Annotated in this window: 31 protein-coding genes; 13 read left to right on the plus strand and 18 right to left on the minus strand. The window is 61.1% G+C overall.

All coding sequences use genetic code 11. The features are described 5' to 3' along the window. Positions 1-23 precede the first annotated feature (23 nt). Genes FDY93_RS17725 through FDY93_RS17735 form a run of 3 tightly spaced genes read right to left on the minus strand, consistent with a single transcriptional unit; the run spans position 24 to position 2,262 of the window. Complete coding sequence (locus FDY93_RS17725; RefSeq protein ID WP_138237091.1) at positions 24-629, minus strand: YggT family protein; 606 nt, start codon at positions 627-629, stop codon at positions 24-26. A gap of 59 nt (positions 630-688) precedes the next feature. After that, a complete protein-coding gene (proC, locus tag FDY93_RS17730) occupies positions 689-1,516 on the minus strand; it encodes a pyrroline-5-carboxylate reductase (RefSeq protein ID WP_240914004.1) in 828 nt (275 codons plus the stop codon). A 50-nt stretch (positions 1,517-1,566) separates the two neighbouring features. Further along, the gene (locus FDY93_RS17735) at positions 1,567-2,262 is read right to left on the minus strand and encodes a YggS family pyridoxal phosphate-dependent enzyme (protein ID WP_138237092.1); all 696 of its coding nucleotides are present in this window, start codon (positions 2,260-2,262) and stop codon (positions 1,567-1,569) included. A 99-nt stretch (positions 2,263-2,361) separates the two neighbouring features. Between FDY93_RS17735 and FDY93_RS17740 the strand changes: the two genes are divergently transcribed. The 5 genes from FDY93_RS17740 to FDY93_RS17760 all read left to right on the plus strand — a co-directional run bounded on the left by FDY93_RS17740 (position 2,362) and on the right by FDY93_RS17760 (position 6,647). Next, positions 2,362-3,396, plus strand: a complete 1,035-nt coding sequence (locus FDY93_RS17740; RefSeq protein ID WP_138237093.1) for a type IV pilus twitching motility protein PilT — start codon at positions 2,362-2,364, stop codon at positions 3,394-3,396. 287 nt (positions 3,397-3,683) lie between these two features. Next, positions 3,684-4,832, plus strand: a complete 1,149-nt coding sequence (locus FDY93_RS17745; protein ID WP_138237094.1) for a PilT/PilU family type 4a pilus ATPase — start codon at positions 3,684-3,686, stop codon at positions 4,830-4,832. Positions 4,833-5,017: 185 nt separating this feature from the next. Continuing rightward, the gene (locus FDY93_RS17750) at positions 5,018-5,272 is read left to right on the plus strand and encodes a hypothetical protein (RefSeq protein ID WP_138237095.1); all 255 of its coding nucleotides are present in this window, start codon (positions 5,018-5,020) and stop codon (positions 5,270-5,272) included. Then, on the plus strand, positions 5,269-6,012 hold the full coding sequence (locus FDY93_RS17755; RefSeq protein WP_138237096.1) for an SDR family oxidoreductase: 744 nt from the start codon (positions 5,269-5,271) through the stop codon (positions 6,010-6,012). The genes FDY93_RS17750 and FDY93_RS17755 overlap by 4 nt, the downstream gene beginning before the upstream one ends. A gap of 14 nt (positions 6,013-6,026) precedes the next feature. Further along, positions 6,027-6,647: a LysE family translocator gene (locus FDY93_RS17760; RefSeq protein WP_138237097.1), complete on the plus strand. Its 621-nt coding sequence runs from the start codon at positions 6,027-6,029 to the stop codon at positions 6,645-6,647. 19 nt (positions 6,648-6,666) lie between these two features. Here FDY93_RS17760 and FDY93_RS17765 read toward each other — a convergent pair whose 3' ends face one another. Together FDY93_RS17765 and FDY93_RS17770 are read right to left on the minus strand one after the other, a co-directional pair. Then, positions 6,667-7,437 carry a LytR/AlgR family response regulator transcription factor gene (locus tag FDY93_RS17765; RefSeq protein WP_138237098.1) on the minus strand — a complete coding sequence of 257 codons (771 nt, stop codon included), beginning with the start codon at positions 7,435-7,437 and terminating at the stop codon, positions 6,667-6,669. Further along, the gene (locus tag FDY93_RS17770; protein ID WP_138237099.1) at positions 7,434-8,678 is read right to left on the minus strand and encodes a sensor histidine kinase; all 1,245 of its coding nucleotides are present in this window, start codon (positions 8,676-8,678) and stop codon (positions 7,434-7,436) included. Before FDY93_RS17770 ends, FDY93_RS17765 begins: the two co-directional genes overlap by 4 nt. Before the next feature lie 109 nt (positions 8,679-8,787). On the opposite strand from FDY93_RS17770, the gene argH reads away from it, so the two are divergent. Both argH and FDY93_RS17780 read left to right on the plus strand, forming a co-directional pair. Beyond that, positions 8,788-10,209: an argininosuccinate lyase gene (gene argH, locus FDY93_RS17775; RefSeq protein WP_138237100.1), complete on the plus strand. Its 1,422-nt coding sequence runs from the start codon at positions 8,788-8,790 to the stop codon at positions 10,207-10,209. A gap of 259 nt (positions 10,210-10,468) precedes the next feature. After that, positions 10,469-11,452 carry a glycerophosphodiester phosphodiesterase family protein gene (locus FDY93_RS17780; RefSeq protein WP_138237101.1) on the plus strand — a complete coding sequence of 328 codons (984 nt, stop codon included), beginning with the start codon at positions 10,469-10,471 and terminating at the stop codon, positions 11,450-11,452. A gap of 205 nt (positions 11,453-11,657) precedes the next feature. Here FDY93_RS17780 and cyaY read toward each other — a convergent pair whose 3' ends face one another. Beyond that, positions 11,658-11,990, minus strand: a complete 333-nt coding sequence (cyaY, locus tag FDY93_RS17785; RefSeq protein ID WP_138237102.1) for an iron donor protein CyaY — start codon at positions 11,988-11,990, stop codon at positions 11,658-11,660. Between the two features lie 100 nt (positions 11,991-12,090). Here cyaY and lptM point away from each other — a divergent pair, with 100 nt between their 5' ends. The 4 genes from lptM (at position 12,091) to FDY93_RS17805 (ending at position 15,343) form a co-directional block, all read left to right on the plus strand. After that, on the plus strand, positions 12,091-12,315 hold the full coding sequence (lptM, locus tag FDY93_RS17790; RefSeq protein ID WP_138237103.1) for an LPS translocon maturation chaperone LptM: 225 nt from the start codon (positions 12,091-12,093) through the stop codon (positions 12,313-12,315). After that, positions 12,312-13,571: a diaminopimelate decarboxylase gene (gene lysA, locus FDY93_RS17795; protein WP_138237104.1), complete on the plus strand. Its 1,260-nt coding sequence runs from the start codon at positions 12,312-12,314 to the stop codon at positions 13,569-13,571. Before lptM ends, lysA begins: the two co-directional genes overlap by 4 nt. A gap of 121 nt (positions 13,572-13,692) precedes the next feature. Then, entirely contained in the window at positions 13,693-14,523 is an 831-nt protein-coding gene (dapF, locus tag FDY93_RS17800; RefSeq protein WP_138237163.1) for a diaminopimelate epimerase, read from the plus strand. A 58-nt stretch (positions 14,524-14,581) separates the two neighbouring features. After that, complete coding sequence (locus FDY93_RS17805; RefSeq protein WP_138237105.1) at positions 14,582-15,343, plus strand: DUF484 family protein; 762 nt, start codon at positions 14,582-14,584, stop codon at positions 15,341-15,343. A gap of 147 nt (positions 15,344-15,490) precedes the next feature. Here FDY93_RS17805 and FDY93_RS17810 read toward each other — a convergent pair whose 3' ends face one another. The 5 genes from FDY93_RS17810 to FDY93_RS17830 all read right to left on the minus strand — a co-directional run bounded on the left by FDY93_RS17810 (position 15,491) and on the right by FDY93_RS17830 (position 19,047). Beyond that, complete coding sequence (locus FDY93_RS17810) at positions 15,491-15,703, minus strand: hypothetical protein (RefSeq protein ID WP_138237106.1); 213 nt, start codon at positions 15,701-15,703, stop codon at positions 15,491-15,493. A gap of 426 nt (positions 15,704-16,129) precedes the next feature. Further along, positions 16,130-16,468 (minus strand): P-II family nitrogen regulator, encoded by a 339-nt coding sequence (locus tag FDY93_RS17815; protein WP_043319767.1) that lies wholly within the window; start codon positions 16,466-16,468, stop codon positions 16,130-16,132. Between the two features lie 115 nt (positions 16,469-16,583). After that, positions 16,584-17,843 (minus strand): ammonium transporter, encoded by a 1,260-nt coding sequence (locus FDY93_RS17820; RefSeq protein ID WP_138237107.1) that lies wholly within the window; start codon positions 17,841-17,843, stop codon positions 16,584-16,586. Between the two features lie 92 nt (positions 17,844-17,935). Next, on the minus strand, positions 17,936-18,274 hold the full coding sequence (locus FDY93_RS17825; RefSeq protein WP_138237108.1) for a P-II family nitrogen regulator: 339 nt from the start codon (positions 18,272-18,274) through the stop codon (positions 17,936-17,938). A gap of 56 nt (positions 18,275-18,330) precedes the next feature. Further along, the gene (locus tag FDY93_RS17830; RefSeq protein ID WP_138237109.1) at positions 18,331-19,047 is read right to left on the minus strand and encodes a TorF family putative porin; all 717 of its coding nucleotides are present in this window, start codon (positions 19,045-19,047) and stop codon (positions 18,331-18,333) included. Positions 19,048-19,484: 437 nt separating this feature from the next. Between FDY93_RS17830 and FDY93_RS17835 the strand changes: the two genes are divergently transcribed. Together FDY93_RS17835 and FDY93_RS17840 are read left to right on the plus strand one after the other, a co-directional pair. Next, positions 19,485-19,712, plus strand: coding sequence for an accessory factor UbiK family protein (locus FDY93_RS17835; RefSeq protein WP_138237164.1), 228 nt, complete (start codon positions 19,485-19,487; stop codon positions 19,710-19,712). A 62-nt stretch (positions 19,713-19,774) separates the two neighbouring features. After that, positions 19,775-21,265, plus strand: a complete 1,491-nt coding sequence (locus tag FDY93_RS17840; RefSeq protein WP_138237110.1) for a YifB family Mg chelatase-like AAA ATPase — start codon at positions 19,775-19,777, stop codon at positions 21,263-21,265. Positions 21,266-21,338: 73 nt separating this feature from the next. On the opposite strand, the gene FDY93_RS17845 is transcribed toward FDY93_RS17840, so the two are convergent. The 7 genes from FDY93_RS17845 to FDY93_RS17875 form a co-directional block, all read right to left on the minus strand. Further along, the gene (locus FDY93_RS17845; protein ID WP_138237111.1) at positions 21,339-21,875 is read right to left on the minus strand and encodes a GNAT family N-acetyltransferase; all 537 of its coding nucleotides are present in this window, start codon (positions 21,873-21,875) and stop codon (positions 21,339-21,341) included. A gap of 1 nt (position 21,876) precedes the next feature. Next, the gene (bla, locus tag FDY93_RS17850) at positions 21,877-22,752 is read right to left on the minus strand and encodes a subclass B3 metallo-beta-lactamase (RefSeq protein WP_138237165.1); all 876 of its coding nucleotides are present in this window, start codon (positions 22,750-22,752) and stop codon (positions 21,877-21,879) included. Between the two features lie 25 nt (positions 22,753-22,777). Beyond that, positions 22,778-23,281, minus strand: a complete 504-nt coding sequence (locus FDY93_RS17855) for a GNAT family N-acetyltransferase (protein ID WP_138237112.1) — start codon at positions 23,279-23,281, stop codon at positions 22,778-22,780. A gap of 24 nt (positions 23,282-23,305) precedes the next feature. Beyond that, entirely contained in the window at positions 23,306-23,761 is a 456-nt protein-coding gene (locus tag FDY93_RS17860) for a YaiI/YqxD family protein (RefSeq protein ID WP_138237113.1), read from the minus strand. After that, entirely contained in the window at positions 23,761-23,994 is a 234-nt protein-coding gene (locus FDY93_RS17865; protein WP_138237114.1) for a DUF3565 domain-containing protein, read from the minus strand. Before FDY93_RS17865 ends, FDY93_RS17860 begins: the two co-directional genes overlap by 1 nt. Before the next feature lie 100 nt (positions 23,995-24,094). Beyond that, positions 24,095-25,495 (minus strand): hypothetical protein, encoded by a 1,401-nt coding sequence (locus FDY93_RS17870; RefSeq protein WP_138237115.1) that lies wholly within the window; start codon positions 25,493-25,495, stop codon positions 24,095-24,097. A gap of 63 nt (positions 25,496-25,558) precedes the next feature. Continuing rightward, positions 25,559-26,446: a helix-turn-helix domain-containing protein gene (locus FDY93_RS17875; protein ID WP_138237116.1), complete on the minus strand. Its 888-nt coding sequence runs from the start codon at positions 26,444-26,446 to the stop codon at positions 25,559-25,561. Positions 26,447-26,583: the final 137 nt, after the last annotated feature.

Consider the following 26,583-nt stretch of genomic DNA (forward strand, 5'->3'; position numbering starts at 1 on the left):
TGCACTCGTTCTCAGGAACTCCGTTAAAAGGGGATGTGCCAGAACAGGTTGTAAACCAGCTGCGGCATTGCGGCACTCTGGGCAAACCCCAAAAGCAGCTTGTCAGCTACCGTCAGCAGGATAAATACAAAGATCGGGCTGATGTCGATCACCCCCAGCGGCGGGATGATCTTGCGCACCGGCGCGTACACCGGCTCCAGCAACTGCCGCAGCAGAACCAATGCGGGGTTAGCGCTGTGAGGTGCGACCCAACTGACCACAATGGAAATCAGCATGCCTACAAACAGGATCGCGATCAGCGTCATCAGGCAGCCGAGCAAAGACCACAGCAGCGCCGACAGAGGGTTCAGCATACCGACACCGGCGAGAAACCCCGCCCCAAGAATCATTACCCAGCCCACCAGCAACGCGAGCACCAGTGAGGCCATATCCAGGCCGAAAAAGCCGGGGACGATCTTGCGCAGCGGACGCAACAGCGGGTTAGTAATCTTCACGATGCCCTGGGAAATGGGATTGTAAAAATCCGCCCGCGCCAGCTGCAGCATGAAGCGCAGCAGCACCGCAAACAGATACAGGATGCCGAGGGTGGCGAGAATGAATACGCCGATATTGCTGAAGGTGCTGACCATCAATAGTCCTTGTTCGCGGGCTGTTAAAAAAGGCCGGAATGACCTTTTTCAACAGCCTGTTAGTTATCCAGTTCTTGTGCCATTTCCGCCGCGCGCGCGGCGCAGTCGCCCATCGCCTGCGCAACCAGCTGCGGCAGGCCGCCCTCCTGAAAGCGCTTGATCGCGCGCTCGGTGGTGCCATTCGGCGACATAACGTTGCGCTTCAGTTGCGCGACGTCCACCTGGCTTGCCACCGCAAGTTTCGCCGCGCCCAGTGCGGTTTGCAAGGTTAGGCGCTCGGCGTCGGCGCGCTTCATGCCGGCCTTCTCCGCCGCGTCGATCATGGATTCCATAAACTGGAAATAGTAGGCGGGGCCGGAGCCGGACACCGCAATCACCTGATCGATACCGGATTCCTCCTCCACCCACAGGGCGATGCCCACCGCATCCGCCATCTGTGTGGCGACGGATCTGTGCTCACTGGTGACGCCTTCGCCCGCGTATAGGCCGGTCACGCCGGTGCCCACCAGCGCCGGGGTATTCGGCATGGCGCGAATGATCGGCACGCCGGCACCCAGCCAGCGCTGGTAGGCGGCGAGTGGAATACCCGCCGCCAGGGTAATCACCAGGGGTTTGCGAACGCTCACATCGGCCGCGATGGACTCGCACACATCCTTCATTCCCTGCGGCTTGACCGACAGCACGATGACGTCGGCGTCGCGAATGGCGATGTGGTTATCGGTACTGCCGCGCACACCAGTGCGCGCGACAAAGTCGCGCAGCTTCTGCTCATCGCGGCCGGTCGCCATGATGTTGTCCGCGGGGTATCCACTGGCCACCATGCCGCCGATCACCGCGCCGGCCATATTCCCCGCGCCGCCGATAAAAACCATTCTGTGTTGAGACATCGCTGACTCCTTGTGAATTCACGCTTTCAATACACCGCAGTACGCGGCCGCTATTTCCTGGCACCGAAGATGTCCGTGCCGATACGCACTATAGTGGCACCACTGAATATTGCCGCCTCCATATCCCCGGACATCCCCATGGACAGGGTATCCAGCGGCTGCTCCGGTAACTGTCGCTGCAACGCCTCCAGCAGCGCCGCCAACCGCCGGAACGGAACCCGCTGATCCTCGTTCTCTCCACGCGGCGCCGGAATCGCCATCAGCCCCCGCAGCCGCAGGTTTGGCAGCTCCGCCACCGCCGCCGCCAGTGCCGGCAGCGCCTCCGGGGCCACGCCGGATTTACTGTCTTCCCCGTCGATATTGACCTGCAGACAGACATTCAGAGGCGGCAGCGCGCCCGGGCGCTGTTCCGACAGGCGTCTCGCCACCTTGAGGCGGTCCACGGTGTGCAGCCAGTGAAAATGCGTCGCCACATCCCGGGTCTTGTTGGACTGCAGCGGGCCGATGAAATGCCACACGATATCCAGGTCAGTCAGCGCCTCCTGTTTCTCCAGCGCTTCCTGCAGATAATTCTCTCCGAAATGCCGCTGACCGGCGGCAAACGCCGCGCGCAGGTCCGCCGCCGGACGGGTTTTCGACACCGCCAGCAGGGTTACAGCATCCGTCTTGCGGTCACAAAACCGGCAGGCTGTGACGATCCGCTCAGTCACGGAATTGAGGTTTTCGGCGATAGACCCTTTGCGCATATACTGGGACCCAAATTTTGCTCGGCGGGCATTCTATGCGCTCACTGCGCCCGCGTCATATCGACAAGAGTAAGTTAAGAGAACAATAAAGGTAGCAGTATGGACATTACAGAACTCCTCGCCTTCAGCGCCAAGCAGAACGCCTCCGACTTGCACCTCTCCGCCGGCCTGCCGCCCATGATCCGGGTCGACGGCGACGTCCGCCGCATCAACCTGCCGCCCATGGAGCACAAGCAGGTGCACGGCCTGATCTACGAGATCATGAACGACAAGCAGCGCAAGGATTACGAAGAGTTCCTCGAGACCGACTTCTCCTTCGAAGTCCCCGGCGTCGCCCGCTTCCGGGTCAACGCCTTCAACCACAACCGCGGCGCCGGCGCCGTATTCCGGACCATTCCCTCCAAGGTGCTCACCATGGAAGACCTGGGAATGGGCCAAGTGTTCAAACAGATCTCCGACACCCCACGCGGCCTGGTCCTCGTCACCGGCCCTACCGGCTCCGGTAAGTCCACCACCCTCGCCGCGATGATCGACTACATCAACGACAACAAGTACGAACACATCCTCACCATCGAAGACCCGATCGAATTCGTACACGAATCGAAAAAGTGCCTGGTCAACCAGCGGGAAGTCCACCGCGACACCCACGGCTTCTCCGAAGCCCTGCGCTCCGCACTGCGTGAAGACCCGGACATCATCCTCGTCGGTGAGATGCGCGACCTCGAAACCATCCGCCTCGCCCTCACCGCCGCCGAAACCGGCCACCTCGTCTTCGGCACCCTGCACACCACCTCCGCCGCCAAAACCATCGACCGTGTGGTGGACGTATTCCCCGCGCAGGAAAAGTCCATGGTGCGCTCCATGCTCTCCGAATCCCTGCAGGCAGTAATCTCCCAGACCCTGCTCAAGCGCAACGGCGGCGGCCGCGTCGCCGCCCACGAAATCATGCGCGGCACCCCCGCCATCCGTAACCTCATCCGCGAAGACAAAATCGCGCAGATGTACTCCGCCATCCAGACCGGCGCCAGCGTCGGCATGCAGACCATGGACCAGTGCCTGCAGGATCTGGTGGAACGGCGCATTGTCAGCCGTGAAGTGGCGCGTGAGAAGGCGAAGATGCCGGAGAACTTCTGAGGAAGTTTTCCAGCGACGGAAAGACTGGATCCCGGCTCAAGGCCGGGATGACGAAAAGAAAAGTAGAGCAAGTCGAAAGTCATACGGCTTACGAAGTACAAAAACCTGAATTGAAGGCCGGGTGCCGGGTTCGGGTTTTCAGGATCGTCGGCAACAGGGAAGTTGCCGACGAAGCGTACAGGGATGTATTCACAGCGGTCCTGAAAACCCGAACCCGGTGCCCGGCCGCCACCGGACCTGCTAAAAAGGACCCCGGGCAATAGAACAACCCAAAGTGGTGCTAAAAAATGGAAATCGAACGACTCCTACAACTGGTGACTGAAAAAGGCGCATCCGACCTGTTCATCACCGCCGGTGTGCCCGCCTCCATCAAACTGCACGGCAAAATCGTCCCCGTCAGCACCACCGCGCTCACCCCGGAGAAAGCCCGTGAACTCGTCATCGGCATCATGAACGAGCGGCAGAAAAAAGAATTCATCGAAAGCAAAGAACTCAACTTCGCCATCTCCCTGCGCAACGTCGGCCGCTTCCGGGTGTCCGCCTTCTTCCAGCGCAACCTCGTCGGCATGGTCCTGCGCCGGATCGAAACCAAAATCCCCACCATTGACGGACTCGGCCTCCCCGAACAGCTCAAAGAACTGGCCATGACCAAGCGCGGCCTCATCATCTTCGTGGGCGCCACCGGCACCGGTAAATCCACCTCCCTCGCCTCCATGATCGGCCACCGCAACGAGCACTCCAAGGGTCACATCATCTCCATCGAAGACCCCATCGAATTCATTCACCAGCACCGCGGCTGCATCGTCACCCAGCGCGAAGTCGGCCTCGACACCGACTCCTTCGAAACCGCCCTGAAAAACACCCTGCGTCAGGCCCCCGACGTCATCCTCATCGGCGAGGTGCGCTCGCGCGAGACCATGGACCACGCCATCGCCTTCGCCGAAACCGGCCACCTGTGCCTGTGTACCCTGCACGCCAACAACGCCAACCAGGCGCTGGACCGCATCATCCACTTCTTCCCCGCCGACCGGCACCAGCAGCTGTGGATGGACCTGTCATTGAACCTGCGCGCCATGGTCGCCCAGCAGCTGGTACCGACACCGGACGGCGACGGTCGCCGCGCCTGTCTCGAGATCATGATCAACACCCCGCTGATGTCAGACCTGATCCGCAAGGGCGAAGTGCACAAAATGAAGGAACTCATGAAGCGCTCCGTGGAACAGGGCATGCAGACCTTCGACCAGGCCCTGTACGAACTCTACGACCGCGGCGAGATCACCTATGAAGACGCGCTGTCGCACGCCGACTCCGCCAACGACCTGCGCCTGATGATCAAGCTCAAGTCCGAGTCCGACGCCGAGTACCTCAACAGCGCCGCCGACGAACTGAGCCTCGCCAGCGATACCGATGGCAGCGGCGGCCCGCGCATTTACTGAAACATTTCCCTGTAGGAGCTTGCTTGCAAGCGAACAATGGCCATACCGCAAGCAGCCATCCCTGGGGCAGATTCCGGCCCGGCCATCCTTGGCCGGGCGCCCGAGAGAGCCGCGAGCAGCACTCGCTTTACACTCTCCCGGGCCCTGCAAGCAGGCTCCTACAAAGCGACACACAGGAACCTGCCATGAAATTTCTGGAACTGGAAGTCCGCACCGCCCTCGTCGTACACGGCTACGACGAGAACAATCGCGAAATTGTGGAAAAGGTCGATGAGCCGGAGTTCAAGACCAAATTGATTGCGCCAACCCGCATCCAGTCCATCAGCGAACAGTATCTGCTGGTGACAGGTTCCAACGGCCGCATCATGTACTGGGAATACCGCGGCAGCATGGACGAACTGCACGGGCGCCTGGCGGAGGCGGGGTTGATGTTGCCGTGAAACCGATTGCCCTGATCACCGGCGGCAGCCGCGGAATTGGCGCCGCTACCGCCAGACTACTGGCCGCAAAAGGCTACGACCTCTGCATAAGTTATCGACAAAGAGCAGTTGAAGCACAGAGCGTGCTGGAGACGTGTGGCGCCTTGGGAGCAAAGGCCATTGCAGTGCAGGCGGATATTTCCCGGGAAGAGGACGTGGAGCGGCTGTTTGTGGAAGTCGATCGGCGGTTGGGGATACTCACCGCGCTGGTCAACAACGCCGGCATGCTGATGGCGCAGACGCGGGTGGAACACATGACCGCCGAGCGTATCAACCGCATTCTGCGGACCAATATCACCGGAACCCTGCTCTGTTGCCGGGAGGCCATCCGGCGTATGTCCACCGGAAATGGTGGTCGCGGCGGCACCATCGTCAATGTATCCTCCGGTGCGGCGCGCAGCGGATCGCCCAACGAGTACATAGACTATGCCGCCAGCAAAGGCGCCGTCGATACACTGACCATCGGTCTCAGCAAGGAAGTTGCCAGCCAGGGCATCCGGGTCAACGCTGTGCGCCCGGGATTTATTGCCACCGAAATGCACGCCGACGGCGGCGAACCCGGCCGCTTGGCGCGGTTGGCACCGCGCATTCCACTGGCGCGCGGCGGACAACCCGAGGAAGTCGCATCGGCAATCGCCTGGCTGCTCGATGAAGCCACTTACTCCACCGGTACATTTGTCGATGTAACCGGCGGGCTCTGAACTGGAACTTTACAATGACGCTCATCAGTGCGCTGGCACTTTTCGGAACCATGGTCGTTCTCGCGGTGATTCCCGGCCCCGGAGTACTCGCGGTGGTCGCGCGTTCCGTCAGCGGTGGTGTGCTTCACGGGGTATTGACGTCAGTAGGTATCGTGCTCGGCGATTATGTGTTTATCGCTCTGTGCCTGTCAGGGCTCGCTTATATTGCGGACGCAATGGGCAGTGCCTTTGTCGTGTTGAAATTTCTCGGCGCTGCTTACTTGGTGTGGATGGGATTCAGCCTTATATGCGCCCGTCGCAAGACCAATACCCAGCCGGGTACGGAAATACAGAGTTCGCGCTATGGCAGCCTGCTACTCGGTCTTACCACCACTCTGGGCAACCCCAAGGCAATTCTGTTTTACCTGAGTTTCTTTCCGGCATTCCTGCCTATGCATGACATCGGTGTGATGGACGCTGTCACCATATTGGTGGTAACCGCCCTCGCTGTTGGCGGCGTTATGCTGATCTATGTATGGATCACCGTACGCGCCAAAAAAATATTGCAAAATAAACCCGAAAACCGCTCACTGAACCTGTTCGGCGGCAGTATTCTGATTGCCAGTGGAGTCTGGATGGCGGTACGCAGTAGCTGACCGGAAACCTGACCCAACCTCAGGCCATTTCCGACAGCAGTGATTTGATGCGCCCCAGAAGGCGTCGGGACACCGCCGGCTCCAGCGGAACACCGCGCAAGCTCACCCGATAACCGTCGCTGGTTTTTTGCAGGCCGGTGATGTAATCCTGAGCCACTATCGCGTTGCGGTGCACCCGTACAAAGCGCTCGCCGAATTCCGCTTCCAGCTCTTTAAGAGATTCGTCCAGCAGTGTCTCACCACCGCTGTGGTGGGCGATCACGTATTTATCTTCGGCAATAAAGCAGCGGATGTCGTCCACGTCCAATAACTGTACGCCGCGGCGACTTACCGCCTTGATCTGGCGGCGGCCGCTGGCGGGTGGCGGCTCTGATTGCGGCGTGTGCGTATGCAGTGCCTGGCGCTGCGGTTTGCTCAGTCTTCGCGCCTGGGCAATCGCCTGTGCCAGTTGCTCCACACTGACGGGCTTGAGCAGGTAACCCGATGGAGCAACCGCAAAGGCAGGGAGCGCAAACTCGTCGTGGGCGGTGCAGAAAATGATCGCGGGTGGATTGGGGCGGGCGGTGATCTGTGCGGCGAGTTGGAGCCCGTTTTCTCCGGGCATTTCGATATCCAGTAACAACAGGTCCGGGTCGAGTGAATCCAGCTGTTGTAACGCGCTTTCCCCATCGGCAGCTTCTCCCAGCAGTTGGCAACCATCAATAGTCTGCAACTGTCGGGCCAGTCTGGCCCGCGCCAGCGGTTCGTCGTCGACGATCAGCACCCCCAGCGGGCTTTCAGCGGCGCTCATCGGGCCACCTCTTTCATTGCTGGAGTGGTTGCTGGCTCAGTTATTCTGGCGTTCGTCGTGGAAGGCGTAGTGCTCAGCGGCAGCCGCAATTCCACGCGGTACTCTTTACCGTGTTCCCCGTCGCGCGCTTCCGCACTGAAGCGGAAGCGGTCGCCGTAAAACGCACTGAGACGCTGGCGAACATTTTCCATCGCCATGCCGTTGCCGGTGCTCACACCGGGAGTGTTTTCCGTCTCAGGTTTTGATTCGGAAACTGCAATAGGATTATGAATCGACAATAGCAGCTCGCGCGCGCTGCTGCCAATGACATTTTGACGACCGACATGATTCTGGCGAATCGCAATTTCTATTTTGCCACCGTGGCGCAGACGGGCCACGCCGTGCAGTACCGCATTTTCCAACAGTGGCTGCAGCAGCATGGAGGGCAGCTGCGCCTGCGCCGGCATCTCATCAATCTGCCACTCCTGTTGCAGACGGTCTCCAAGACGCAGGGACTCAATTTCGAGATAGCGCCGGGCCAGCGCAACTTCCTGCTCCAGAGGAACCAGCTTTGAGTCCGCGAGTGACGCGCGAAACAGTGCGGCCAGATCTTCCACCAGCTTTTCCGCACGCGGCGCGTCCACTGCGATGAGGCTGGCGAGACTGTTCATGCTGTTGAACAGGAAGTGCGGGCGAATACGCGACTGCAGTGCCTCGATACGCGCGCCCAGTTCCGCCTGCTGCTGGTTGTGCAGCTGCTGTTGCACATACGCATAGCGCAGCACCACACCCGCACATATCGCGCCGACGAGGAAGTTGGCCAGCAGGCCCCAGTCATCGATCGCCCTCCCCTCCATATCCGCTACCCACCAGTGCTGCGCCAGCAGCACCGCCAGCAATACCGCGAGCACGGTGGAATAGCTGAGCGCGGCGGCGACCTTGTGGGAGAGACGCGCGAGACGCGGGCGCAACCGGCACAGGATGGCGGCCGCGGGCAGGATCACCCACTGCACGGTGAGAGACACCAGCCCCAGGCGCTGCCAGTTGAACGGGTGGAGCCCGTCGGTGGCCAGTACCAGCACCAGCGCCAACAGCTCGCCCATCAGGACGAGAGAGGCCACACCGGTCACGCCGCACAGATCGGGGAGGAAATGCGGGGGGCTGGAGGATTCCGGGCACGCAGAATCTTTGCCTGCAGGGGCAATTTCGTGAACTTGCTGCGCTATAATGCCCGCCGCTTGCGCGGGCCGGGATGATGTCATAACACCTTATCTTTATTTTGGGCTCGCTCTGAGACGGTGAAGATACCGCCATCAAACGCGCAGTTCTACCACCGGGTCGACATCCCAATCCACACACACCAGAGGCAGCATGAGTAACGACAATTCCTCCGCAAACAGTGCACAGAACCCTGCAGCGAAGCTCTGGGGCGGCCGCTTCAGCGAGGCCACCGACGCCTTCGTGGAGCGCTTCACCGCCTCGGTGATGTTCGACCAGCGCATGGGCCTTGAGGATATCCAGGGTTCTCTGGCCCACGCGCAGATGCTGTCGGAAGTGGGTGTGCTCACCGCGGACGAATTCCAGCAGATCGCCGGCGGCCTCAACGCCATTGCCGAGGAGATCAAGGCCGGCGAATTCCCCTGGTCGGTGGAGCTCGAAGATGTGCATATGAACATCGAATCCCGACTCACCCAGCGCATCGGCGCTACCGGCAAGAAGCTGCACACCGGCCGCTCGCGCAACGACCAGGTGGCCACGGACATCCGCCTGTGGCTGCGCAACCGCATCGACCAGATCGCTTCCGAACTGACCCGCCTGCAAACCGGCCTGGTGGATCTCGCCGAGCAGAATGCCGACACCATCATGCCCGGCTTCACCCACTTGCAGAGTGCGCAGCCGGTCACCTTCGGCCATCACCTGCTGGCCTGGAACGAGATGCTGACCCGCGACTACGAGCGCCTCATGGACTGCCGCAAGCGCGTCAACCGCTCGCCGCTGGGCGCGGCGGCGCTGGCCGGCACCAGCTACCCGATCAACCGCGCCCGCACCGCCGAGCTGCTGGGCTTCGACGCGCCCACCGAGAACTCCCTGGACTCCGTCAGCGACCGCGACTTCGCCATCGAATTCTGCGCCTTCTCCGCGCTGCTGATGACGCACCTGTCCCGCGCCAGTGAGGAGCTGGTGCTGTGGACCTCCAGCCAATTCGATTTCATCGACCTGCCCGACCGCTTCTGCACCGGTTCCTCCATCATGCCGCAGAAGAAAAATCCGGACGTGCCGGAACTGGTGCGCGGCAAGACCGGCCGCGTCAACGGCCACCTGATCGCGCTGCTCACGCTGATGAAGAGCCAGCCGCTGGCCTATAACAAGGACAATCAGGAAGACAAGGAACCGCTGTTCGACGCCGCCGACACCGTGCTCGACTGCCTGCGCGCCTTCGCGGATATGGCGCCGGCGCTGAAGCCGAAAAAGGAGAATATGTACGCCGCCGCCGGCAAGGGTTTCTCCACCGCTACCGATCTTGCCGACTACCTGGTGCGCAAGGGCGTCGCCTTCCGCGATGCCCACGAGATCGTCGGCCATTCCGTGGCGTTTGCCATCGAACAGAACTGCGATCTGGCCGAGCTGAGCCTGGCGCAGCTGCAGCAGTTCTCCTCCGCGATCGGCGAGGATGTGTTTGACGTGCTCACCCTCGAAGGCTCCGTCGCCGCCCGCGACCACATCGGCGGCACCGCGCCGAACCAGGTGCGCGCGGCCTGTGCGCGCGCGCGCAAACTGCTCGGCGCACGCTGATCCGTAATTTCCTTGTAGGGCCCGTGAGAGCGTGGCGCGAGCACTGCTCGCTGCTCTCACGGGCGCCCGGCCAGGGATGGCCGGGTCGGGTTGCCCCATATGGCTGCTTGCGATAAAGCCGCTGTTCGCCTGCAAGCAGGCTCCTACAAGGTGTATTCCCCCCTCTCGTCATTATTCGCCACAATTCATCCCGCCCGGCGCCACTTTCCCACGTGCGTGACCCGCTAGACTCTCCGCGATCACAAGGAGAGAAGCCCCCATGCGCAAATACCTGTTGCTCGGCACTGCCGCTTTCGCCATCGCCGTCTACCTCAGCAACGCCTCGTGGCTCGCCGAAAAACCCAGCGGCAAACTCACCCTGATCGCCCACCGCGGTGTCTACCAGACATACAGCAAAGACAATCTCGGCCGCGACGACTGCACCGCAATCCGCGTTTACGCGCCCGAGCACGACTATCTGGAAAACACCCTCGCCTCCATGCAAGCGGCGTTCGACTACGGGGCAGATATTGTAGAGATCGACGTGCACCCCACCACCGATGGCGAGTTCGCCGTGTTTCATGACTGGACCCTCGACTGCCGCACCGAAGGCACCGGCACCACCCGCGACCATCCCATGAGCTACCTGAAAACCCTGGACATCGGCCACGGCTACACCCCGGACAACGGCGAAACCTATCCGTTTCGCGGCAAGGGCGTGGGACTGATGCCGACACTCGAAGAGGTATTCCGGGCATTCCCCGACAAGCAATTCCTGATCAACATCAAAAGCGGTCGCGTGAAGGAAGCCCACCTGCTGCACAAATACCTGCGCAAGCACAACTTGCCCACTCAGGGCCCGCTGCGGGTGTATGGCAACGAAAAAGTGATGGCGAGAATCCGCGAACTGCGTTCGGACGCCTGGGTCTTCAGCCGCGAGAGCGTCCAGCAGTGCACCTATCGCTACATCATGCTGGGCTGGACCGGCTACGTGCCGGAAGCCTGCCGCAACGGCGCCGTGGTTGCGCCGAACACCTGGCAGTGGGCACTGTGGGGCTGGCCGGACCGCTTTATGCAGCGCATGGATGACGCGGGATCGCTGGTGATGGAGCTGGATTTCGCAGGTCGCGGGCGCGGTATGCACGGGATCTACCAACCGCGAGAGCTGGATTTTTTACCGGCGGATTATCGCGGCGCGCTGTGGGTGGAGAAGATTGAGGTGATTGGGCCTTATGTGAAAACCAAATTCCCTTCAGAAAATTAGGATGGGACCACAATAGTTTTCGCGAAGGTGTCGATGCCGGGTAAGCCTTTGTGAGACCTTCACCGCCATGGATGGCGGTGCAGAGCCCCCAGGGATGGGTGCACGGCGTGTCTCACAAAGGCTTACCCGGTAGCGGCGCCGCCACCAAACCAACTACAGAGCTCCCCCCTTCGCCTGCAGGCAGGCTCCTACAGGGTGCAATCAATCAAAGGCCGAGGGAAACGGCTTCACCCTGCTGTTCGGTCAGTACACGATCCAGCAGGGTCGGCAGGTCTTCACCGGTGGTGGTGCACTTCCAACCGGGATTCTCGAATTTGAGGTGATAGCCCCCGGAGCGCGCCGCCACCCACAGTTCCTGCACCGCACTCTGGCGCGACAGAATCACCTGGGTACCGCTGTCTTCCAGGGTAATGGTGAGTACCGCATCCGCGCGCTCGTAATCCATATCCACATCACAATTGTCGAGCGCATCCTCGATCGCAATCAGGGTCTGTTCGATGGCGGCATTGTAGGCGGCCTGGGAAGCGGGCTGGCTCATGATCCGGTTACTTCTGTTACGGTGTTGTTCATACCAAGGGGTCGCTATACTAGCAGGCTTTTCCAGTCTTCTCGTCCCGCGGATGCGGTAGGTATTTCGAATGCGCACACGGCTGTTCCCTCTGATCGTCATGGCCTCCCTCACGACCCTGCTGGGTGGTTGCGGCCAGAAGGGCCCGCTCTATCTGCCCCAAGACCCGGCCGCGCCCGCTGCGAACGGAACCCACAGCCACGGCCAGCCAGCCGGTGCGCGAAAAGACGAGAGCAAAGACCAGAGTCAACCACCGTCCGAGCAACACACGGAAGCAGAAGCAGTAACCAAATGAGTGAATTCCACTACCAGCAGGGAAGCCTGTGGGCCGAGGGCGTCAGCCTCGAGCAGATCGCCGAGCAGTTCGGCACCCCCACCTACGTCTACAGCCGCGCCCACTTCGAGCGCCAGTACAAGGCCTATGCCGACGCCCTCGGCGATCACCCGGGCCTGATCTGCTACGCCATCAAGGCCAATAGCAACCTCGGCGTCCTGTCTGTGCTGGCGCAGTTGGGCGCGGGTTTCGACATCGTCTCCGCCGGCGAGCTGGAGCGCGTGCTGATGGCCGGCGGCGACCCAAGAAAGGTCGTGTTCTCCGGCGTCGGCAAAACCGCCGCGGAAATGCGCCGCGCACTGGAAGTGGGCGTGCACTGCTTCAACGTGGAATCGGAAGCGGAGCTCGAGCGCCTCGACGCGGTGGCCGGCGAGTTGGGACTGGTGGCCCCGGTCTCCCTGCGGGTAAACCCGGATGTGGACGCCAAGACCCACCCCTACATTTCCACCGGCCTCAAGGAAAACAAATTCGGCATCGCCATCGAACGCGCCCGCGATGTCTACCGCAAGGTGGCCGCCTCTGCAAACCTGAACGCCGTGGGCGTGGACTGCCACATCGGCTCCCAGCTCACCGACCTCGCCCCCTTCCTTGATGCCCTCGACCGATTGCTGGCGCTGATCGATGAGCTGGCGGAAGACGGCACCGCGCTCAAACACCTGGATCTCGGTGGCGGCCTCGGCGTGCGCTACCGCGGCGAGGAACCGCCGGAGGTCAGCGATTATCTCGGCGCGGTAAAAGAGAAACTCGCCGGGCGCGACCTGGCACTGGTGCTGGAACCCGGCCGCTCCATCTCCGCCAATGGCGGCGCACTGCTGACCCGGGTGGAGTACCTGAAGCGCACCGAAGGCCACAACTTCGCCATTGTCGACGCCGCCATGAACGACAACCTGCGCCCGGCGCTGTACCAGGCGTGGCAGGATATCGTCGCGGTGACGCCAGCCAACGGCGAGGCAGAGAGCTGGGACATCGTCGGCCCGGTGTGTGAAACCGGCGACTTCCTCGGCAAGCACCGCCCATTGGCGCTGGCGCAGGGCCAGCTGCTGGCGATGCTCTCTGCCGGCGCCTACGGTTTCACCATGAGCTCCAACTACAACTCCCGCACCCGCGCCGCGGAAGTGCTGGTGGACGGCGACAAGACCTATCTGGTGCGCGCGCGTGAGACCCTCGCGGATCTGGTGCGCGGCGAAACCACGGTGCCGGCGAAAGATTCCATGTAAACCGAGATGGCGGGCCGCGTTTACCGGCTCACCTTGCAACACTGGATTCCGGCCTGCGCCGGAATGACATACGACCCGTCGTCCCGGCGCCGGCCGGGACCCAGACCTGATGAGAAACAGCATGCGGCTCAAGTTCACCAAAATGCACGGCCTCGGCAACGATTTCGTGATGATCGACGGCATCACCCAGCGGGTAAAACTGACGTCGGACAAGGTCCGCCAGATCGCCGACCGCCACACCGGTATCGGCTGCGATCAGCTGCTGCTGGTGGAGGCCCCGCGAGACCCGGACGTGGATTTCCGCTACCGCATCTACAATGCCGACGGCAGTGAGGTGGAAAACTGCGGCAACGGTGCGCGCTGTTTCGCGCGCTTTGTGCGCGAGCGCCGCCTCACCAGCAAGGAGCAGATCCTGGTGGAGACCGCCGCTGGTGTCCTGCAGCTGAACGTGCAGGGCGCGGATCAGGTAAGCGTGGACATGGGCGCGCCGGTTCTGGAGCCGGCGAAGATTCCATTCCAGGCCGATATCCAGGCCGAGACCTACCCTCTGGAGGTGGATGGCGAAACCTACACCGTCGGCGCCGTGTCCATGGGCAATCCTCACGCAGTGCTGCTGGTGGAAGATGTCGACAGCGCACCGGTGGAGCGCCTCGGCGCCGCCATTGAGTGTCATCCACGCTTTCCCGCCCGCGTAAATGTGGGCTTTCTGCAGATCATCGACCGCGGGCACGCGCGCCTGCGGGTATTCGAGCGCGGCGTAGGCGAGACCCGCGCCTGCGGCACCGGCGCTTGCGCCGCCATGGTCTCTGCCCGCATCCGCGGCCTGGTGGATGAAGAACTGGAGATCACCCTGCCCGGCGGCACCCTGACAATCCACTGGCCCGGCCCCGGTGAGCCGGTTACCATGACCGGACCCGCGACCGCGGTATATCACGGACAGATAGTGGTTTAAGCCGGATAGAGGTTTAATCCAGAGAACACCGGACCAGCGACCGAGCAACGACACCGCAATGACCGAGAACAGCGACGCCCCCCTGATCGACAGCGCCGTCGAGGCCAACCTGGAAAAGCAGGAAGCCGCCAACAGCGAAAACCAGCGCAACAAGAAGCTGCTGGCGCGGCAGGTGGCGCGTTACCTGATGCAGAACCCCAGCTTCTTTGCGGAAAACCTCGAGCTGCTGGAGACGATCCAGATCCCGCGGGAATCCGGCAAGACCGTGTCGCTGATGACCCACCAGACCAACCTGCTGCGAGAGCGCAACATCGAGATGCGCCAGCGCCTCGACCAGTTGCTGCAAAACGCCCGCGACAACGATCAGCTGTTCATGCACAGCCGCCGCCTGATTCTGGCATTGCTGGAAGCGCGCACGGTGGCAGAAGCCGCGCGCGCGCTGCTGCAGAGCTTCCGCAACGATTTCAATGTGGAAGTGACCGCGCTCACCCTGTTCGGGCCGCTGCCGGGTTCCGGCAAGCAGCTGGGGGATGCGCGCAGCTGTTCCCGCGCCAGTGCGGAAACCGCCATCGGCTCCATCCTGCGCAACGGCCGCACCGTATGCGGCACCCTGCGCCCCACCGAGACAGGTTTTCTGTTTGGCAGTGACGCCGAGCGCGTCGCCTCCGCCGCAGTGGTGCCGCTCGCCAACCAGCTCGGCATACTCGCGGTGGGTTCCAGCGATCCAAACCACTACCGCTCCAGTCTCGGCACCCTGTTCCTGTCCTATATCGGCGAGATTCTCGAGCGCCTGCTGCCCGACCTGCTGGCGCGTAGCTGAGACCATTCGGCCCCGGCGCCGCTGTGCGCAAAACGAATTCCTGGCAACGCCGCCGGTGGCAAACTGGACCCCGGCCGGAGCCGGGGTGACGCGGTTGCAGTCCTACCGGCGGAGCCGGTATCCAGTATCACCCGTAACGCATGACTCTCAGATGGGCCGGCTGCCGTACTTCGGCTGCGGCTTGCGAGGTGGGTCCGCGGTGATGTCCGGTGCTATCTCATTGATAGCACCGCCGCTGGCGAGGAAAGCCTCGACTTCGGCACTCAGTTCACTGCGGGCCCGCTGGCGGGAGGTGATGGAGCGTTCTTCGCCGAATTCCTCGGAGTCCTTTGCCCGAACGCTGTATTGGTCGTCTTTCATGTCAATTACCCTGTAACTTGATACCCCTTGTTACAGAGGGAATACCCCTGCTGCCGCGGTTTCCTACTTACAGATACATCCGCAATTGCCCTTCCGTTTTACTCACCCTGAAACTGCAGGCGGCCGCGCCGTGCAATTTCTGCAAATAAAACCTAGCGGGCAGAAGAATTCCTGCGGCGAAATAGTTATAGGCAGTGTCCCAGCAGCCTGCCAGAAAAGGTTCCCATTATCGGTAGAGTTTTTTTGTACAGTTTTAAGGCAATTTATTGCTGTTGGTTATGCAAATTTGCACGCCAGAATTTTGACGACATTTGTTCTGGGCGATTATTTTTACATCGCGCCGCCGGCGGTCTCTCTATACGCGTTTTTCGGGCACAAAAAAGCCCTGCAATGCAGGGCTGGTAAACGATTTGCGCGGTTCTTTGATCAGACCGCTTCGCTGCCGGTTTCACCGGTGCGGATGCGGATGACTTCTTCGAGCGCAGTGATAAAGATTTTGCCGTCGCCGATCTTGCCGGTCTGGGCCGCCTTGGTAATCGCTTCCACGGCGCTGTCGACCATGCTGTCGTCCACCGCCAATTCCAGTTTCACCTTGGGCAGAAAGTCCACCACGTATTCCGCGCCACGGTACAGCTCGGTGTGACCTTTCTGACGGCCGAAGCCTTTCACTTCGGTCACGGTCATTCCCTGTACGCCAACCTCAGACAGCGCGGTGCGCACATCGTCCAGTTTGAATGGCTTCACGACAGCCGTAATCAGTTTCATTGACTTATCCCCTGATATTGTTTCTTTCGGGCACCGGCCCAACAGTGAAGCGGTGCCGGAAGATTCTTGCTGCTGCCGGGCCTGGTCACAGACCCGGCAGCGATATTATGAGCGCTTATTTGCTCATAAATTCCGGATAAGCTTCCATTCCGCACTCGACCAAGTCAACACCTTGCTGCTCTTCTTCCTCGGTCACACGGATACCGGTGATGAGCTTGAGGGCGAACCAGACGATTAAGGAGGCGACGAATACCCACGCGAAGATGGTGGCGGCACCGATCAGCTGGCCGCTGAGCGAGGAGCCATCGTTGGTAACCGGCACCAGCAGCAGGCCCAGCAGACCCACCACACCGTGCACGGAGATGGCGCCAACGGGGTCGTCGATCTTCAGCTTGTCCAGGGTGATGATGGAGAAGACCACCAGCACGCCGCCGATGGCGCCGAACAGGGTAGCCTGCAGGGCGGTCGGGGTGGAGGGCTCAGCGGTGATGGCCACCAGGCCAGCCAGCGCGCCGTTCAGCAGCATGGTCAGGTCGGCCTTGCCGAACAGGATGCGGCCGGTGATCAGCGCGGCAACGGCACCACCAGCGGCAGCGGCGTTGGTGTTCAGGAATACCATGGCCACGGAGTGCGCATTCGCGGCGTCGCCCAGTTTCAGCACGGAACCACCGTTAAATCCGAACCAGCCCATCCACAGGATGAAGGTACCCAGAGTGGCCAGCGGCAGGTTGGCACCGGGGATGGCGTAGATCTCGCCATTCGGACCGTATTTGCCTTTACGCGCACCCAGCAGCAGTACGCCGGCGAGAGCAGCGGCAGCACCGGCCATGTGTACGATGCCGGAGCCGGCGAAATCGGAGAAGCCCAGGTCACCCAGGTTGTACAGGCCGAACACTTCTTTGCCGCCCCAGGTCCAGGAACCTTCCAGCGGGTAGATAACACCGGTCATCACTACCGCGAACAGCAGGAAGCTCCACAGCTTCATGCGCTCGGCAACCGCACCGGAGACGATGGACATGGCAGTCGCCACAAACACCACCTGGAAGAAGAAGTCGGAAGCACCGGAGTAGACGGAGTCGCCTTCGAAACCGTTTTCCGCAGAGCTTGCCAGCACGCCTTCCAGATCGAAGGCTTCAATGCCGTTCAGCAGCCAGCCGCCATCGTACATAATGGCGTAACCGCTGATCAGATACATGATGCTGGCAATGGCAAATAGCGCCACGTTTTTTGTGAGAATTTCCGTAGTGTTCTTGGAACGCACCAGGCCCGCTTCCAGCATGGCAAAGCCTGCCGCCATCCACATGACCAGTGCACCGCACACGAGGAAATAAAATGTATCAATTGCGTACTGCAACTGAAAAATTTGATTTTCCATTTTTCGCTCCGTTTAACCCAAACTTTCCCGAGTTGCCCCGGCAGTTATTTCTATTGATCAAAGAATCGTTTTTTGGCAATCGTTATTGATTGTTAGATCGCTTCCGTGCCGGTTTCACCGGTGCGGATACGGATTGCCTGCTCAAGGTTTGCAACAAAGATCTTGCCATCGCCGATCTTGCCGCTTTGTGCCGCGCTGCCGATGGCTTCCAGCACAGCGTCTACCTGGCTGTCGTCAACGGCGATCTGCAACATGGTTTTGGGCAGAAAATCCACTACATACTCGGCTCCACGGTAGAGTTCGGTATGCCCTTTCTGCCGTCCAAATCCCTTCACTTCACTCACGGTGATACCTTTTACTCCGGCTTCCGCCAGGGCATCGCGCACCGCGTCGAGCTTGAATGGTTTGATAATTGCGGTTACCAGTTTCATGGTCTCCCCCTAAGATGAAAGCCCACTCCAAAGAGCGGGCCCGTTCGTTTTTCCGGTTACCAGCTGTAGGTTGCGCCAGCCAGAACCGTCGGCTCACACCAGTCGTAACCCCAGCACTCCTTTTCACTGGCATCGGTGCCGACCAGCGAGGCCGACAATGCCAGGCCGCCAAACTCCTTGCTGACCGAAACGGTGTAATCGATGTAGGAGTCTGTGTTCACATAAATTTCTTCGTCGAACAGGTTCAGACCAGCACTGATATCCAGCGCGATGTCGTTAGCCAGGCTGAAGGAATAGCCGGCATTCAGGTAATAGAATTCACCCGCCTGGTACCAGTAATCGTCGGAGTAGGCGAAGCCCAGGCTCAGGTCGCCAAGGCTCAGGCTGCCGTAGACTTCCTGGTAGTCCTCATCGCGATTGCTGCCGTGGTAGGCGTAGTAGATGTAACCTACGTCGTAGCCAATGCCGCCCGCGGTTTCGCCGGCATAACCGCCGTAGAAGTCCTGTTCAAACTCGGTTTCGTTGCTGCCGTAGGCAAAGTCCACCTGCGAGGCCCAAGTGCCCAGGTAAATGCCGTTGCCAAAATCCAGATCCACGCCGCCCTGAATCGCCGGACCGGTGTCAGACTGGGAAACACCGCGGAAGCGGTAGTCACTCACCACGCCGAGATTGGCGCTGGCACTGATACCGGCCTCCTGAGCCACCGCCGCGCTGCTGCCGATGGCGAACGCGAGAGCGCTTGCTGTAAATACCGCTGCAATCTTTTTATTCATATGGAATCGCACGTTGGTTCTCCTGGTTCTCTGTGTGAAATACTTGTTTTGAATTATTTTTTTGCGGTGGGGACATCACCTGGGAGTCGGTACACACCGCGCTCGTCCAGGCACTTCTCTCGGAAGACCTATCCCCTGCCTTCTTTGCCAGGACGATTCGTACCGGAGTACTTGCAGGGTTGGTGCCAACTCTTGAATTCCTTTTTTAAATCAGTGAGTTAGCCGTTTTTTTGGCGCTGGGCGTGCGGCTGGGGCCAGCCCGATGCGCAAAATAAGTGCGCACCAAAATTGAACCTGCACCCAGATGGCGCATTTGTGCGGTGACTTGTGGGGCTTGCGACCCAATAGTGGGCATGTGTTTCGCGGCTTGGTGGGAATTAGGGGCTGCGGTAATATTTGCCGCTGTTGAAGCTGGAATTTGTAGTGGAGAATTGCGCGTGGCCGCGGAAAAATTGCAACAGTTATTAAGCGAACTGCAACAACAAGGGGCAGTTGTCAGCGGCGACCTGCGCGATGCGCTCGAGGTGGCGCTGGGAAAACTGCCGCTGGTGAGCCAGCGCGAGTTCGATATCCAGGCCGCCAAACTGGCGCGGGCCGAGGAAAAGCTCGCCCATCTTGAACAGCAACTGAAAGCGCTTGAAGAGCAACTGGGAGACAAAAACTAATTGGTCAAAAAATCCGGAACCGCGCCGGAATTTCAGGGAAGACCATTGTTCAGGGAAAGAAAGTGAGCCTATCCATCACCTATGCACGCGCACAGCTGGGCATTCACGCGCCATTGGTCACCGTGGAAACCCATCTCGCCAACGGGCTGCCGGCATTCAATATTGTCGGATTGCCGGAGGCCGCGGTGCGCGAGAGCCGCGACCGGGTGCGCAGCGCCATCGTCAACAGTCATTTCGAGTTCCCGCAGCGGCGCATCACCGTCAACCTGGCTCCGGCGGACCTGCCCAAGGCCGGCGGTCGTTACGACCTCGCCATCGCAATCGGCGTCCTCGCGGCCTCCGGGCAGGTGCCCAGGGATACACTCGAGCAGTATGAATTTATCGGCGAGCTGGCCCTGTCCGGCAGCCTGCGCCCTATTCCCGGCGCCCTGCCCGCGGCCATGGCCTGTGGCGATTGCGACCGCACCCTGGTGATTTCCTCGGAGTCCGCCGCCGAGGCGGCACTGATCGGCACCCCCATCAAAGCCGCTTCTTCGCTGCTGCAGGTGTGCGCACAGCTGCACGGGCGCGAGCCGCTGCCGGATGCCGTAGGTGACGAGACGCAAGAGGAGGCACTGTGCGCAGATCTGGCGGATGTGCGCGGCCAACTGAAGGCGCGGCGCGCACTGGAAGTCGCCGCGGCCGGAAGTCACAACCTGTTGTTTTACGGTCCGCCGGGTACAGGAAAAACCATGTTGGCGAGTCGCCTTCCGGGTATCCTGCCGCCACTTACCGAGCGCGAGCTGATTGAGGTGGCCGCACTCTATTCCAGCGCCGGGCTCGCGCGCATTCGCCAGCGGCCATTTCGCGCACCGCACCACTCGGCCTCTCCCACAGCGCTGGTCGGCGGCGGCAGCGACCCACGCCCCGGAGAAATCAGCCTCGCCCACCGCGGCGTGCTGTTTCTCGACGAGATGCCGGAGTTCCCCCGCTCCGCGCTGGAGATCCTGCGCGAACCGCTGGAGAACGGCGAAGTGAGGATTTCCCGCGCCCGCGCCCAGGTCACCTTTCCCGCGGATTTCCAACTGGTGGCGGCGATGAACCCGTGCCCCTGTGGCTATCTCGGCGAAACCCGCTGCCGCTGCACCCCGGACCAGATACACCGCTACCGCAACAAACTCTCCGGCCCATTGCTTGATCGCATCGACATGCAGGTGGAAGTGGCCAGTATGAGCGCCGCACAACTGCAGGAGTCCCCGCCCGGGGAAAAGTCCGCGACCGTGCGCGAGCGGGTGCGCACCGCGCGGGAAATCCAGTTGCAGCGGCAGGGTAAAATAAACGGAGAACTGAAAGGCCACGAGCTGGATGAACATTGCGCTCTGGGCAAAACGGAAAGTGCATTGCTGCGCGCATCGGTGGAGAAACTCGGCCTGTCGGCACGCAGTTACCACCGGGTACTGAAAGTGGCGCGCACGCTCGCCGATTTGTGCGGACAGGAGAATATCGGCGTGTCGCAGATTGCCGAAGCGCTGGCGTACCGCAATCTCGACCGCAAACCGATAGCAACCGTTTAGCGCGGCACCCTGTAGGAGCTTGCTTGCAAGCGAACCGATCAGTGCTCCGGACCATTCGCCTGCAAGCAGGCTCCTACAACGTGGTTGTTAACCGATAAAGCACGTGTTCCTGCATCGGATGCCCCGACGGCAGTGCCGGGTGGAGAAAGTTTTCGCCCTGCTGCATACCCAGTTTTTCCATCACCGCGCGCGAGCGAAAATTTCCAGGAACGGTAAACGAGACGATCTCATTCAATCCCAATTCCTCAAACCCCACTTGCAGACACACGCGTGCCGCCTCGGTGGCATAGCCCTTGCCCCAGGCCCGCCTCGACAGACGCCAACCGATCTCCACGGACGGCGCAAACGGCATATCCTCGGTCACGTTTTTGATGCCGACAAAACCGATAAACTGCTGGTCCTCCAGCGTTTCCACCGCCCAGAATCCCCAGCCGTGCTGTTCGATATGCGCGATCTGGCGGTCGATTGCCGCATTGCTCTCGGCGCGGCTCAACAGTGCCGGAAAAAATTCCATCACGGCCGGGTCCGCATTCATCAACGCAAACGGTGTACGGTCGCTGTCCCGCCACTGGCGCAGTTGCAGGCGCTGCGTTGTTGGCTCGATGCGCATATCAGTGTTTGTCCTGCTTTTTTTCCTGACGCTGCTTTTCCAGCTGTTTGTCGAGCTGAAGCTGTGCCTGCACCGCATAGCTTTTGCAGTCCATTTCTGTTTCCTGTTTTGCTTCCTCGACATAGCGCCAGCCACTGGCGCCCGGGTGCGGTGTCAGCAACAGGTCGCAGGGGAGATCGCGTACCTTAGCGAAGGTAAAGCGGAAGTCGTTCAGCAGGTGCGGGTAGCGCGGGTTATCGAGCAACTGATATCCCGGCGCGGTAAGGCTGTCCACATAGGCGATGTCCACAACTTTGCCATCGCGCCTGTCCTGCCAGGTCCAGGCCATGCTGCCGGGAGTGTGGCCGGGAATAAAATGCACCTGAAACTGCACATTCCCCAGTTCGACAGTTTCGCCATCCAGAACATAGCGATCGACGTCCACTGGCGGAAACATCAACCCGTCGCCAAAGTGAATATCCCCTGCACCGCCGCTCGCCAGCAGCCGCCCGGACTCGGCATTACTCACCAGGCGCGCGCCAGAGATACGCCGTATTTCCGCCAGCGGGCCGGCGTGATCGGCGTGCGCGTGACTGTGGAAAATAAACTTGAGTTCCGAGGGCTCGATACCGAGTTTGCGCATATTCGCCAGCAGATGCTCTGCCGCCTGCGGCATGCCGCCGTCGATCAGCACCGCTCCGGCATCGGTTTTCACCAGCAGGGCGGTGAGTTCCTCAGTGCCGATCTGCCAGGTGTGCTCGGCAATCTGCAGCGGCACCACCGGCGTGCGCCAGGGTTCCGGCACCTCGTATGCCGTGAGCTGTGGCAGTGGCTGCTCCGTTGCGGCGGCGGTGATGGCCGTTGTGGCAGCGGCAACCGCGAGGAAAATTTGTTGCACAAGTGCACCGAAACCGTTTTTCACCTTAATGCTCCACTTCCAGTAATTTTTCCACCGGCGCAGTCATGTAGTGGCACTCATCCAACCAGTCAACGGTTTCCGGATAATCACACACTTCAAAACCCAGTTTTTCGTACAATGCCTTCGCCGCGGAATTATTTTTCAATACAAACAGCGAGCACTGCGTGAAATGCAGTGCCTCACGGCCCTGAGCCGCCAGTCCGCGCACGAGCTGCTTCCCCACGCCGCGCCCGCGCGCGGACGGCGCAACTATCAGCCGCCCAAGATGGCAGTGGTCGAGGCGGTTATAAAACTGTCCGAACGCCAGCAGTTCGCCCTGCGCATTCTCGAGTGCAAAACTTGGCAGCTCTTTCCAGCGACAGTCCTCGGAAAAGCTCTCAGAATCAAACGGGTAGCGAAAACCTGGGCCACCCCACTGGGTACACTGCTGCTGCGAACCAATCCAGCTCATCAGCTTCGGCAAGTGTTTTTGGTGAAACGGAACCAGTCGATTTCCGTACGTATCCATCGCTATACCTTGCGGGTTATCGGGTTAGTTTTTTCTGGCCTGTGCCAACCAGCGGTCCAGCTGATCGGCAAACGCCTTGCGCTCCTGCTGCCCCAGCGGCGGCGGGCCGCCGGTGTGGACGCCGCTGGAGCGCAGGGTTTCCATAAAATCGCGCATGTTCAGGCGCGCGCGGATATTCGCCTTGGAATATTTTTCGCCGCGGGGGTTGAGCGCGGTAGCGCCCTTGTCGATCACCTCCGACGCCAGTGGAATGTCCGCGGTGATGATCAGGTCTCCGCCCTCGCAGCGCTGTACGATTTCGTTGTCGGCAACATCGAAACCGGCGGTTACCTGCAGTGCGCGAATAAAGGGCGACGGCGGTACCCGCACGTACTGGTTGGCAACCAGCGTCAACTCAGTCTGGGTGCGCTCGGCGGCGCGGAACAGGATTTCCTTGATGACGGTGGGACAGGCGTCGGCATCGACCCAGATCTTCGGCATTAGCAGTCTTCCCGCGGTTGTTCATCCGGACGTTCATCAACAGGCGCGCCCTCGTCGCATTTCCTGCAGTCGAGCTTATGGCCGAGCATCCGCGCACGGCCCTCTGCGGTGGTGACCCAGAGGCGGTTCTGCCAGGGCGGATCGTGGCGCACGTGCTGGTTGTGGCCGCAGGCGAGCTGGGCCACCCAGTGGTTTTCGTCGTCGCGGTGATAACCGCTTATCGGTTGAAGCATCGTTGTTGAAGCATGGATATTGAAGCTTGCTCGATAGCAGCAAGAAAAAAGGCACCTCGTTGAGGTGCCTTTATAGACAAATCCGCCCTGGAGGTAAAAGTTATTCTGGTGTTTGCACCGCGCCTGTCACTTCGGCGCTCCGGTTCCGGCGCGGCAGGCTGCCGTTGATACAGATCAACAGGAATACCGCGGCGGCGAGCGCCGTCCACACGTCGAACATGGCGAGCATATAGCCGATCACCAGCGCGCAGACCATTTCCAGCGGTTTCTTCACCAGCGGCGCAGCCACCAGGATGCAGGCGAAGGCGGTGAGTGCAAGAGTGAGCATCAGGGCAATGGCCATGATGGGTTTGATCAGGCTGATCCAGGGCCAGCACAGGTAGATCAGCGGCAGGCCGAAGCCGTAGTAGGAGCCGATGCCGCTGTGCAGGTCCGCCATTTTGTCGCGACCGCGGCGCCAGGTCTGGATGATCACCGCGTGCACGCCGGTCCACAGCAGGCCCTGGTAGGGAAACAGCGGCGCGAGTACGGCAGAGATTCCATTGCGCGCGGCCACCGCCAGCTGGCTGCGGCCGAAGTCCGCGTCGATGGGGTCGTCACCGCGCGCTGGCTGCGCGCTGCGAATCATTTCCGAGCCGGTGACGAAGTCGCCGAACAGGATCACATAGGCCACAAATGCCAGCGGCAGCACGTCCACATACATAGACAGCGGCGGCCAGCCGATGCTGAAGGGGGAGACCTTGGCGAGGGTTTCCGTCACCGGCGGAATGAACAGACCCCAGCGGATATCGAAGTGGATCTCGCCGGCGATCACCCCCACCACCGCGGCGGCGACAAAACCCGGCAGCAGGCCGAGGCTGCACAGGCTGTCGAGCCACTTGTGGCGCGCGCGCAGCATCTGTACCGGCGCTGAGAAGGTAAACAGCAGCGCCACCACCAGCGCGGTAGTGGCGCTGACGGGATGGCTCTGGAACAGCGCGATATCTTTCACGAACACCCGGTCCAGCGCGGAGATCGCCGCACCGAAAATGATCCCCGCTTTCAGTGCCACCGGCAGCGCGCGCATCAGTCGCTGCGATAGTCCAGACAAGCTGAACACCGTGGCGATGGCGGCGAGCGACAGCGACAGCGCGGTCATCACCTGGAAGCGCTCCGGCCCCTCGGGGTAGCCGCCGACAATGAACGTGAGCACCAGCGGGAAGGCGGGCGTGAGCATCCCCGGTGCGAAAGGCTCGCCGAACAGCAGGAAAGACGCACACAGGATGGTGTTGGCCAGCAACAGCAGTGCCAGGGATTCCTCGAAGCTGAGGCCGAAGTAGCCGATCAGCACCGGTGCCATGATCAGGCTGGTGCCGCTCGCCACCACCACACCCTGCACGAACTGCGAGGGCACGAACTTTAAATGCAGGAAGGGTACGCGGAAGGTAAACGGGCCCCAGCGCCAGCCGCGTTGCGACGCACTGGCATCAAGGGAAGTATCGGTGGAGTTGCTCTGGTCCATCGCCTGCTGCTCTTTATTGTTATCCAGTGTTTCGAGCTTAGGCGCGGCCAGCGAGGGCGGCCATTATTTATCAGGTAATGATCCGGCGCGCAGCAATTGGCGGTACAGCAGCGGGTGATCTTCGGGTACCGCCGCCAGCTCCGCGTCACTCACCACCCGGCGGTTGTCGTCGCGGTAGATACGGCCGATCAGCAGGCGCGGTTGCACCAGTTGCGAGGTGGACGAGAGGGTATCGTTATACACAGTGAGATTGACGATGCCCTCGCCGGTGTTCAGTGCCAGCGGGTAATCGCTGGTGTGGATGAGGCGGCGCGCGAGCTGCGGCCAGTTGTCCGGCAGCGCCCCCGCGGCCTCCAGCCGCGCCAGCATGGCCCAGCCCTCCGGGGAGTCGCTCTGCAGGGTTTCCATGGTCAGGTACAGGGCCAGGCCGCAGGACAAGGCCGTGCCATTGTGCAGGTGTGGGCGCAGGCCATTGGGATTCATCACCAGCTCGTACATGTTGGGCGCCTCCAGCAGTGCCGGGTCCACACGCGGCAGGAAGAAGGCGAGCCAGGCCCGGTTGACCGAAATCACGCGGCCGAAGTTGTCCAGCGCAAATGCCGGCTCGGGCTCCGCGCGCGCCATGGCGTTCTGCATAGACTTATTCATCCACACCGCCAGTTCCGGGGTCTCAAACACCGATTGGTCGGCAGAGAAGCCCGCGGCAGTGAGCAGGTAGGCGCGGTCGCGGGCGCTCAGGCCGAAGCATTCCGCCAGGGCGCCGGCCACCAGTCGCGACGGCTGCGAGCGGCCGGTTTCCAGAAAACTGATATGGCGGGTGGAGACCCCGAGGTCTTCCGACAGCTGCTCCTGGGACAGACCCAAGGTCTTGCGCCAGAAATGCATCAGGCGCCCAAAGGCGCTTTCACTGCGGGATTGGTCCACCAGGGACAGCGGTGTACTGGTCTTCATGGTTCGGCCTGCTTTTTGTTATCTGAGCCTGCGCAGCAGGATTTCTCTCTGGCTGCTCGCTGGTAATTCTCTCGTCGCGTTGGTCAATATAAATCCAACCCCGGGCGCAGCCAACCCGGGGCGCGGCTGATAGAATC

Origin of the sequence: Microbulbifer harenosus, assembly GCF_005771435.1 — a bacterium.
Taxonomy (GTDB): Bacteria; Pseudomonadota; Gammaproteobacteria; order Pseudomonadales; family Cellvibrionaceae; genus Microbulbifer; species Microbulbifer harenosus.